This window comes from Corallococcus sp. AB049A (genome assembly GCF_003668885.1).
Lineage (GTDB): Bacteria > Myxococcota > Myxococcia > Myxococcales > Myxococcaceae > Corallococcus > Corallococcus interemptor.
Window position 1 is genome coordinate 1 of the sequence record NZ_RAWL01000308.1, and the last position, 10,690, is coordinate 10,690.

Annotated in this window: 6 protein-coding genes; all 6 read right to left on the bottom strand. The window is 71.4% G+C overall.

What is annotated here, in order from left to right:
- Positions 1-1,418, bottom strand: a 1,418-nt coding sequence (locus tag D7X55_RS27545) for a transglycosylase domain-containing protein (protein ID WP_199747173.1), incomplete at its 3' end; no start/stop codon positions are given.
- Complete coding sequence (locus D7X55_RS27550; RefSeq protein ID WP_121724608.1) at positions 1,418-7,318, bottom strand: Ig-like domain-containing alpha-2-macroglobulin family protein; 5,901 nt, start codon at positions 7,316-7,318, stop codon at positions 1,418-1,420. The genes D7X55_RS27545 and D7X55_RS27550, both read right to left, overlap by 1 nt.
- Positions 7,319-7,422: 104 nt before the next feature.
- Positions 7,423-7,635 (bottom strand): hypothetical protein, encoded by a 213-nt coding sequence (locus D7X55_RS42980; RefSeq protein WP_147468310.1) that lies wholly within the window; start codon positions 7,633-7,635, stop codon positions 7,423-7,425.
- Positions 7,636-7,732: 97 nt separating this feature from the next.
- Positions 7,733-8,197, bottom strand: a complete 465-nt coding sequence (locus tag D7X55_RS27555; protein ID WP_147442979.1) for a hypothetical protein — start codon at positions 8,195-8,197, stop codon at positions 7,733-7,735.
- A 137-nt stretch (positions 8,198-8,334) separates the two neighbouring features.
- Positions 8,335-9,756, bottom strand: coding sequence for a hypothetical protein (locus D7X55_RS27560; RefSeq protein WP_121724609.1), 1,422 nt, complete (start codon positions 9,754-9,756; stop codon positions 8,335-8,337).
- A 66-nt stretch (positions 9,757-9,822) separates the two neighbouring features.
- A partial coding sequence (locus D7X55_RS27565) for an SDR family oxidoreductase (protein WP_121724610.1) occupies positions 9,823-10,690 on the bottom strand: 868 nt, incomplete at its 5' end.

A 10,690-nucleotide genomic window follows, 5' to 3' on the forward strand; every position in this document is an offset into this window, starting at 1 on the left:
ACCCCACCCCGCGCCAGCCCCCGGTACGCCCGCGCCAGCTCGCGCAGCGTCACGTCGCCGTTGCCCAGCACGATGCCGACTCCGTAGTGCGACGCGCTCTCCGTGAGGCTCTGGAAGCCCGCCTCGCGCAGCACGCGCAAGACCTGCTCCGGCCCCAGCGCGTCCGCCACCCGCACAGCCGGGATGTTGTAGCTGGACGCCAGCGCCGCCCGCAGCCGCACCGGGCCGTGCACACGCCGGTCGTAGTTCTTCGGCACGTACGCGCCGCCCGGCGTGGCCAGGTGCACCTCCACGTCCGCGAGCACGCTCGAGGGCGTGAAGCCCTTGCTCAGCGCCAGCCCGTACGCGAACGGCTTGAGCGCCGACCCCGGCTGACGCAGCGAACGCACACCGTCGTTCTGCCCGCCCTTCTCCTCATCCAGGAAGTCCGAGGACCCCACGTACGCGAGCACCTCGCCCGTCGCGTTGTCCAGGACGATGGCCGCCGCCTCGCCCACGCGCCGGTGCGCGAGTCCCCGCAGCTCCTCCGTAATCGCCTTCTCCACCGCCGCCTGGAGCGCCGGGTCGATGGTCGTCTCGATGCGCGAGGCCCCGTCCAGCCCCAGCTCCGGCAGCCGCTGGAGCAGCGCCGTCGTCAGGTGCGGCACCTCGAACACGCGCTCTGGAGGCACCAGGTCCAGCGGCGTCTCCTCCGCCGCCTTCGCCTCCTCCTTCGTCAGGAAGCCCTCCTCCACCATGCGCGAGAGCACGTCGCGCATCCCCGCCATGGCCATCTCCGGACGCCGGTAGGGGTCCCTCCGCGCGGGCGACCGCGCCATCCCCGCGAGCAGCGCCGCCTGTCCCGCCGACAGCCGCTCCGCGGGCCGCCCGAAGTAGCGCCGCGCCGCCGCCTCCACGCCGAACGTGGAGTTCCCCAGCGGCACGCGGTCCAGGTACTCCAGCAGCACCTGCTCCTTGGAGAGGTGCGCCGTCAGCCGCAGCGCCCACAGCGCTTCGCCCGCCTTGCCCCACCACGAACGCTCGCGGGGCACCAGCCTGCGCGCCAGCTGCTGCGGAATCGTGGACGCGCCGGACACGATGCGCCCGGCCTGCACGTTGTCGCGCGCCGCCCGGGCCACCGCCACCACGTCCACGCCCGGATGCGACGTGAAGCGTTGGTCCTCCGCGGCGATGAAGGCCTGCCGCACCTTCGGGGGAATGCGTCCCCCCGGAAGGCCCACACTGCGTCCGTCCTCGCGGGAGAGCACCTCGCGCAGGGCATGGCCCGTGCGGTCGGTGAGCACCAGCGAGGACAGCGCCTCGCGGGACAACAACGTCCCGGGCAGGGGCCACGCGATGAAGCCCGCGCAGCCCACCACCCCGAGCACCGCGGCCAGGGCCACGGCGCGCATCATCCCGCGAAGCGTGAGGCGCTTCATCACTTCGAAGCGACCTCTTCCGGCATCAGCACCGGGAAGCGTCCACCCTCGGAGCGGCCAAACACCTCCGGCGTGTACATCTCCTCCGCGTGCGCGGGCTTGAGCAGGAAGTCACCCGGCGTCGTGGCCCGGGCAACGAAGCTCGCCACGTGCACGCCGGGGGGCAGCTCGTCCGCGAAGAACACCACGCGGTCATCCCGCATCTCCGTGTGGTTGAACGGCGACCAGAAGCGCGTCGCCCAGACGTTGTTGCCCTCGTCCGTCTCCGACAGGTCCTCCTCGCTCTCGTACTCGTAGCCCTCGCCGGGGCCCTCCTCCTCGCCGGAGCCCACGGGGCCCGGCAGGCTCGCCGTGCTGGCCAGCGACGTGTCCACCGGCTCCAGGCCCGCGGGCAGCGGCACGTCCACCGCCACGAAGTTGCGCTGCATCGGCGTCGCCACGCGCACGCGCACGCGCACCAGCTCACCCGCGCGCGCCGCCTTCGCCTGCCCACCGCCCGAGTACGGCTCGAACCAGCGCTGGACGATGATGCCCCGATCCAACGGATCCACCGGCAGCTGCGCAGGCGCGTAGCGCAAGAGCGCCCCGTAGTAGAGGTTGCCCGTGCCGTTCACGCCGAAGGTGAAGGGCTGCGCCTTGTCCGCCGGGCCCAGCTTCTCCACCGGCACCTGCACCGTCTTCACGCCCAGGTCGCGGCCCTTGAAGTCGGCGGAGGCAATCACCTGCCCGCCCAGCTTCACCACCGCCTCGAAGGACGGCACGGCCGTCTCCTTGCGGCGGACCACCTCCGACAGCGCCATCAGCGTGAAGGCCGCCTCCTGCGTGTTGCGGAAGCGCCCGTCACCCTGGCGCGCGGACGCCAGGTAGCGCCCCATCTTCGACACGTAGGGGTGATCCGGCTGCACGTCCACCAGCGTCTGGAGCACCAGCGCCGTGGTGCGCGTGTCGGAGGACCAGAGCGGCGCGTACGTCTTCGCGTCCGTCTCCTGGAAGTGCACGCCCGCCGCGGTCTCCTGGGCCGTGTTGAGCAGCTCCTGGAGCATCTTCTGGCCCTGCGCGCGGTTGCCCTTCCCCACGAAGATGGCGTCCGTCAGCATCGCCCGCGCGAAGAGCGGCAGCTTCTGCCGCTGCTCGAACAGCTCGTTGTAGTACGACGGCCGCGGCGACCCCATGCGAGCCAGCGTGTAGAGCGCGAAGGCCCGCGTCTCCGGCCCCGGCGCGGTGCAGCCGTACGGGCACTGCGTGCACACGCCCGCCGCCACCTTGTCCGCCAGGTACTTCTTCGCCTTGTCCAGCACGCTCGCGTTCACCGCGTAGCCCACCTCCTTGGCCCGGGCGAGCGCCAGCGTCGCGTACGCGGAGGCATACGGCGACGCGCAGTCGTTGGACGCCCAGAAGCGGAAGCCGCCGTCGTGGTTCTGGAGCGCTTCAATCTTGCGCACCGTCGCCATCACCACGGTGTCCGGATCCAGCGTGCCCTGCGTCTTCAGCGCGTCCTCGCTGAGGAAGCCGCGCACGAACGCCTGCTTCTGCTCGTCCGTTCCGCCGGTCCACGCCACGCCGAACTTGCCGGACAGCTCGCGCAGCGCGACGAACGGCACCAGCCGCGACGACATCTGCTCCAGGCAGCCGTAGGGGTAGTCCACCAGCTGGTTCATGGACTCGTCGAATCCGCCCATCACCGTGGAGGACATCGTCACCGTGAGGCCGCCCATGCCGGGACGCACGCCGCCCGGCGGCTGGAGCCCCTCCACGCGCTCGCTCGTGGTGTCACCGTAGGTGGCCACCGCCTCCATGCCCACGGGCAGCTGCACGGGGATCTTCTGCTCCACCGCGTCGGACTCCCCGCCGCCCGCGACGGCGAACTGCAGCACCGCGGTGCCCGGCTGCTCGGCCACGAAGGTGAAGCGCACCTCGCGCGCCTTGCCGTCCAGCGACACCGTCTTCTCCGAGGGACCCTCCACGCGCACGCCCGTGAGCTTCGCGGTGACCTTGGCCTCCTTGATGGCCGGGTTCGTGGTGTGGATGACCACGCCGGCTTCCGCCTTGTCACCCACGCGCACCAACCGGGGCAGCGCCGGCAGCGCCAGCAGCGGCTTGGCCACCTGCACCTTGCTCTCGCCCACGCCGAAGCGGTCCGCGTCCGTCACGGCGACGGCCATGATGCGGAAGGTGGTCAGGTTGTCCGGCAGCGTGAACTCCACCTTCGCGTTGCCCTGGTCGTCCGTCTCCACCGACTGGAACACCGCCGTCGTCTTGAAGTTGGACCGGATGCCGGAGCCCGTGGTGTCGGAGCCGCCGGAGCCGCCCGGCCGCGAGCCCTTCTCGCCGTACAGCTTGCGCAGCACCAGGTGGATGAGCGGCTCGCCGATGCGCACCGACAGGCCGCGCTCCTGGAACATCGCGTCCAGCGGATCCGGCGTCTTGTAGCCCGTCAGCCGCAGCACGCCCTCGTCCACGGCCCACAGCGTGACCTCGGACTTCGCGCCCTGGCCCGCCGCGTCCTTCACCGCCACGTTCACCGTCACCTTGTCGCGCGGGCGCTTCTCGGGCGCGTCCGGCGTCAGCGTCACCGCCAGGCGCTTGGACTTCTTCTCCACCCGCAGCTGCGTGTAGCCCACGCGGACGGCGGGCCGGCCCGGGTCGTCACCGGACTCGATGCCCTTGGCCGCCTCCACGCGGCCGCGCACCAGCACCACGCCCACGTAGACGTTGGGGATGGCGCCCTCGCCCAGCGGGACGTCCAGCGCGGTGGCGCTGCCCTTGAGCTTCACGCGGCGCACGCTGAGCACGCCCTCGCGCTCCACCGTGAGGATGGCCTCCGCCTGCGGGTACGGGCTCTTCACCAAAATCTTCGCGGTGTCGCCCACGTCGTACAGCTGCTTGTCCGCCACCAGGTCGATGCGGTCCGTGTCGTTGCGCTGCCAGGACACCCAGCCGGTGCCGGTGACGTAGAGCGAGTCGCGCGTCGTCGCCTTGCGGCCCTTCGCGTCCGTGGCCACCGCCTCCATCACGTACAGGCCGGGCTCGGCGGGGGTGAACCTGCACTGCTGCGGCGTCGCCGCGCTCTTCACCGAGCACTTCGCGGCCTCCGTCTCCACCGGCTCCGTGACGGTGAACCACTGGCCGCCGTCGCCCTTCTTGCGGATGGACTTCCACTCGCGGCGCTTGATGTTCACGTCCACCGCGACGCCCTCCTGGCGCTTGCCCTCGGGGGACACGGCCACGAGCTCCAGGCCCACCTCCTTGCCGGCCTCCGCGAAGCCGGTGGAGAGCATGCGCAGGCCCGCGTAGACGTCCGCGGGGTGCACGATGACGAGGTTGCGGTTGGCCACGCGCTGGCGGTTGACGTCCTCCACCTCCGCCTCCAGCGTGTACTCCCACGTCTTGCCACCGGGGGCGTCCGCCGTGCCCAGCGCCAGCGCCAGCTGGCCCTGCGCGTCCGTGCGTCCATCACCGGAGCCGAACGACTCCGTGCTGTGCTCCGGCTGCTCGTCGTCCCACCACCAGGTGTTCACCCCGAAGGTGAAGGCCTCGTTGCCCGGGGGCATGAAGAACGAGCTCTGGCGCTGCACGCTCCAGCGCACCTGCGCATCCCCCATGGCGCCGCCGAACAGGTAGCGCGCGTCCACGCGGGCGGTGAGCGGCTCGCCGGCGGCGACGTCCTTCTTGGGCACCGCCACGTCCACGCGGAACTGCGGCGCGCGGTACTCCTCCACGCGGAAGGTGCCGCCGTAGCTCAGCGACTCGCCGCCCACCTTCAGCTTCGCGGCCACGTCGTAGTAGCCCAGGGGCAGCTCCTTGCCCAGCTTGAGGTCCGCGCGGAAGGTGCCGTACTTCGTGACGGCGGCCTCCGTCTGGAAGATCTTCTCGCCGCGCGAGCTGGTGACGGTGATCTGCGCCTTCGCGTTCGCGGGCGGCGACTTGAGCACGCCCAGGCGGCGGTAGCGCGCCACGCCCTTGAGCATCACGTCGTCACCGGGGCGGTAGATGCCACGGTCTGCGAACACGAAGCCCAGGCTGTCCGGGACGCGGCCCTCCCACGCGCTCTGCAGCGAGAACGCGCCGGGCGACATGCCGCCTTCCCACGTGGACAGCGTCACGCCGATGTCCGCGTCCTTCACCGCGGACACCATGGCCCAGGGCGTGTTCCACGCGGACTCGTTCTTGGGCTGGAGCAGCTCCGACAGGCCCGGCACCTTCGCGAGGCCGTTGGCGTCCGTCTTGCCCGTCCAGTGCTCCGCGCCACCCTTGTCCCAGAGCGTCAGCTGCGCGTCCGGCACCGGAGCGCCCGTCGCCAGTGACGTCACCCACACGATGCCGGAGGCGGCGCCCAGCTTCGCGTGCACCGCCAGGTCCGTCACCTGCCCGATGACGCGGCGCGGGTACTTCTGGTTGAGCGACGGCGCCGTGAGCCGCGCGAGGAACAGGCCCGTCTTCGCCCCGTTGAACGCCGGACGCAGATCCAACGGCGTGCTGCGCTCCACGTTGCGCGCGGCCTTCGTGTCCACCGTCGTGCGGTAGGGCTCCGAGGCCGGCCACCCGTCACGGGACTCGATGAGCTGCGCGAGCTGCGCGGGGGACAGCGCCCACACCTCCGCCTGCACCTCCGGGACGTTGGTCGTCGTCAGCGGGATGGAGCCGTCACCGGACGCCTCCACCAGCGCCTCGGTCGCACCGGAGTCGAAGGAGGGTTCCACGTCGGAGAGCTTCACCTGGCCCTGGAAGGCCGGGCCCGTCTGGCCGAAGAGGTCCTTGTAGCCTTCCGCGACCTTGATCTTGTACGTGGTGCCGGGGCGGTAGCGGCCGGGCAGCGACACGTAGGGGAACTTCACCTCCGCGCCCGACCACGGCAGCTGCGTCTGCGCGCGCTCCCAATCAATCTCCGCCTTCGGCTCCAGCGTGACCTTGCCCTTGAGCGAGGCGACGTCCAGCTCGTTGGACGTGAAGAGGATGAGCGGGCCGTAGGAGCACTTCTCCTCGCCCCACGTGAACACGCACGCGCCCGTGGACTCCACCTTGAGCGGGCCGTAGGTGGCGTAGTCGTAGCTCACCGGCTCGCCCATGGGCAGCGGGCCTTCGGTGCCCGTCAGCTCACCGTCCACCACCAGGGTGAACTGCGTGCCCGCCGGCAGCTTCTGCGCGGGCTTCAGCTCGTACTTCACGCGGCGGTCCTGCGAACGGCGCTCCGGGCCGCTGCCCACCTGCGTCTCCTTCAGGTCCGCGTACGGCGTCGCCTTCACCAGCGTGAGCGGCACGGGAGCGCCGGTCGCGGGAGTCAGGCGCGCGTGCTGCGCCAAATCCTTCACGGCCTGGTTGAAGGTCAGCGTGAAGACCTGCTCCGGCTGCAGCCAGCGGAAGTTCGCGTCCGGCTGCGCGGACTGGAGGGTGGGGCGCGGCGTCTCGAACTGGAAGCGGTACGGCTCCGCCAGCGCGGTGCCGTCCATGGCCTTGAGGCCCGCGGGCACCGTCACCGTGTACTGCGTGCCCATCTTCGCGGGGGAGCTCGGCACGAACTCCACGCTCGCGGAGCCCAGCCAGCGCCACTCACCCTCCAGCGCGGGGGTGATGGTCGCGGGCGCCGCCAGGCCGCGCTCCGCGGCGACGGAGCCCAGGGCGATCATCGGCTTGGTGAAGGTGATGGTCGGCCGGGCGCTGCCGTAGACCTGTCCCTGCGGCCGAGCGGCCGCGATGGACAGCGGGCCCTGCGCCGCGACGTCCTGGGCGTCGATCTTCAGCGCGGGAGGCTCGGGCAGCGGCTCGACGGCGAGGCCGGGGGACTTGGAGGACGAAGCCGGCGCGGTGCCGGTCTCCGAGGGGCCGCCCTTCGCGTCCTTGTCGCCGCGCGAACACGCGGTGGCGACGGCGAGGCAGAGGGCCAGCAGAGAAAGTCTGCGCATGGTGGGGCTCACGAAGTTCCAGGGCGGGCACTCGTGAATGTCCCCCCGGAAAAATGACGCGAGCACCGTACCACGGGGCCCCCCGCCCCGCTCTCACTCCCGCGTCATCCGGGCAGGCGCGGATCCACGCCTTGGATTCCGAGCGATTGAGAGCCCCGCCCGGGGACTGGAACGCGACTGTAACGCGGACGGCCATCCAGCACCGGCGGGCCATCCGCGAGCACCGAAGTGGGCGCGAAGACGCGGGCGATGGACACGACGCAGCCGCCCAGCAGCTTGCGCCAGTGGGACTTGGGACGGCGAGCGGGTGACGCCATGGGGCCTCCAGCGGGATGGGGAGGCACCAAGGTGGAAGGGGCGCGGCGCTCCGGCCATCGCACCGGTGCGCTGGCGCCCATCCTCCAATGGACAGGCCTACTTCTGCTCCTGCCGTGCGCGCTTCTCGTAGAGGGCGGTCATCTTCGCGTCGCAGGCGCCTTCGCAGACGAGGTAGCGCATGCCGTTGACGGGGGCGTCGAGGCGGGCCGCGAGCGTCGCGGAGATCTCGAACTTGACCTCCTTGCGCTGCTTGCCTTTGCCGGACACCAGCGTGCCCTGAACGACGCAGCCCACCCATTCCACCCGGCCATGCACCTCCACGTCCGGGATGAGCGTCGCCAGGCGCAGGTACGTGAGCGTCTCCTCCGCCGAGAGCGTGAAGTCGCCGCAGTGATCCCTGTCGGGGCCCTCCGCCATGCGGGCTTCCAGGTGCTCGATTCGCGCATCGCGTGGCACGCTCCACCGGGGCGGCGCGGCCTGCGCGAGCGTACCCACGAGCCCGATGAGCACCGCCATTACAGCACCGCGCCTGAGCTTCATTCCCTGAGTGTTGCGTCGCATGTCAGTCCCCGAAGCCTCTTCCTTCGTAGTGCGGCACCGTGGCCACGCTTCGCCGTGGAGGAGGCGTCATTCCTTCGCGTTATGCAGGATGCACGCCACAGGCCGGCGAGGCCGCCATCCGAGGCTCGGAGCGGGACTCAGCCGCCGTGGAGCAGCTTCGCTCCAGCGGCGAGTCCCAGCAGGAAGGCGATGATGACGAGCAGCATCACCCAGCGCACGGCGACGCCGGTGGCGCGCGGTGCCTGCTGTCCCACGGTGGCGCGGGTGGGCGCGGATTCATCCGGCACGAGGATGCGGACCTGGATGGCGGCGGTGCGCAGCACCTCGTCCACGTCGGTGAGGAACTTCTCGTATTCCTCCGGGATCAGCTCCAGGGGCGTGCCGTGCTGGAACTCGTAGCGCCTGGCCACGGCCTCGTGGTTGCGCAGCGCGGCCTGTCCCTTGGCCACGTCCACCCAGCCCACGACGAGCGCCGGCGCGACGCCCTTGCGGTCCACGAGCGAGATGGCCTGACGGGCCTGCTTGCCGCCCGCGGTGCTGGGGCCCTCGGGTTCGTCCACGCGCAGGATGCGGTGCGGGGTGCGGCCGTAGATCTTGTGCTGGAGTTCCGCCTTGAGGCGCTCCGCGAGCAGCGCGGAGTGCGTCGCGAACATGGTGCGCAGCTCGGGCGTGGCTTCCGACTGGCTCGCCGCCTGCGCGGAGGGGAGCGGCGCGAAGATCATCGGCTCCGGGCGGCTGACCTTGCGAGGAGGCTCGGAGGAGCTTCCGTCGAGTTCGGCGCCACGGCCCGCGCGGATGATCTCCGGCAGCTCGAAGGTCTCCTCCTTCGAGCCGCCATTGCCACGTGAGGCGCTACCACCGCGCGAAGGACGGGCGTTCTCCGGCTGGCCCTGCCCCTCATCGAGGGATCCACTACGACCCGGACGGATGATCTCGGGAAGGCCCTGCCCTTCCTCGCGTGAGCCACCACGGCCCGGACGCGCGTTGTCCGCACGCCCCTGCCCTTCATCACGGGAGCCGCCACGACTTGGGCGGATGATCTCCGGAAGGTCCTGCCCTTCTTCGCGGGTCACCGCGCGGCCTGACGGGGCGCCCTGCCCACCTCCACGCGCGGCACGACCCGGACGGGCAACCTCCGGGAGGCCCTGCCCCTCCTCGCGTGCACCGCCGCGCGACGGACGCACGGCGGTCTCCGGCGCGGTGTAGTCCTCGTCGCCATCCTCCACGGGCACGGGGGGCGGAAGCCCATCCACGCGGGTCTCCAGGACCAGGTCCTCGTCGGGGACCGGCGGCGGCGCCATCCGCGTCTCCAGGCCCGTGAACTCGGCGGCTCGCGGGGCCGTGGGGGGCGCGGTCCGCGCCTGGTTGCCCCAGGACTTCCGGCCGGGGCTCCCCTGCGACGACCGGGCTGCCTCCGCGACATCGCGCTGCACGGAGGCCGGCACCTGCGTCTGCTCGGTCTGGACCTGATCCGTCTCGTCCAGGTCATCGTCGAGCGGCGCGACCCGGGTCTCGTCGATCCGATCCGGCTCGTCGTTCCTGCGGTGCCCCTTGGCCATGTGCGCGACCTCTTGCGTCAGACCATACCGCTTCGCCCGGCCGCCGGGGATGGGCCGTGCGCGCACTCAATAGCGCGGCCAGTCCGGGCATACGATTTCGATGGAGCCCCCCTGCCACGACGCATAGGCCGCGTCGTCCGCGACCGTGTACGGCTTGCCGTACGTCCGCTCGAAGTGCTCCGCCCAGTGCGGCTGCGAACCATCCAGGTCCGTGAAGCCGTACTCGCGCGCCAGCGTCCACGACGCGACCACACGCCCCGCCCTGCGCCGGACGTCCGGATCCGCCGCCAGCGCCGCCACCGCGCGGCCCACATACGACGGCGTCTCCGACGCGATGAAGTCCGGGACGTTCTTCACCGCGTCGCGCCAGTTCGCCTCCTTCACCCCGAAGCCATCCAGCATCTCCTCCGAGCGCAGGAACCCCGGCGTCACCGCCAGCGCCGTGATGTTCGTGCGGCGCAAGTCGCGCGACATCGCGAACGCCAGCCGGATGACCGCCATCTTCGTCACGTCATACGAGACGCCGCCCCGGTACCCGAACGAGTCCCCATCCGTCACTTCGACAATGAGCCCCCGGTCACGCTCCAGCATCAGCGGCACCGCGTACCGGCTGGTGACCAGGTGCGTGCCCACCGCGCGGTCGAACATCAGCCGGGCCTTCGCCGGAGACTGCTTCCAGAACGGCAGCCCCAGCTCGTGCAGCGTCTCCCCGCCCCAGATGTCGTTGACCAGCACGTCCAGCTTCCCGGCCTCCGCGCGGATGCGCTGACACAGCGCCTCCACCTCCTCCTCCACGGAGTGGTCCACCCGCACCGCGATGCCCTTCCCGCCCAGCGCCGTCACCTGCTCCGCCGTCTCTTCAATCGTCTCCGGCCGCGACGGCCCGCTCGCGAGCCCGCCCCGCACGCTGCGCCCGGTGCAGTACACCGTGGCC

Bases quoted from the DNA above. Each gene is read 5' to 3' on its own strand.
- D7X55_RS27550 (WP_121724608.1), bottom strand. From the start codon at position 7,318: ATGCGCAGACTTTCTCTGCTGGCCCTCTGCCTCGCCGTCGCCACCGCG.
- D7X55_RS42980 (WP_147468310.1), bottom strand. From the start codon at position 7,635: ATGGCGTCACCCGCTCGCCGTCCCAAGTCCCACTGGCGCAAGCTGCTG.
- D7X55_RS27555 (WP_147442979.1), bottom strand. From the start codon at position 8,197: ATGCGACGCAACACTCAGGGAATGAAGCTCAGGCGCGGTGCTGTAATG.
- D7X55_RS27560 (WP_121724609.1), bottom strand. From the start codon at position 9,756: ATGGCCAAGGGGCACCGCAGGAACGACGAGCCGGATCGGATCGACGAG.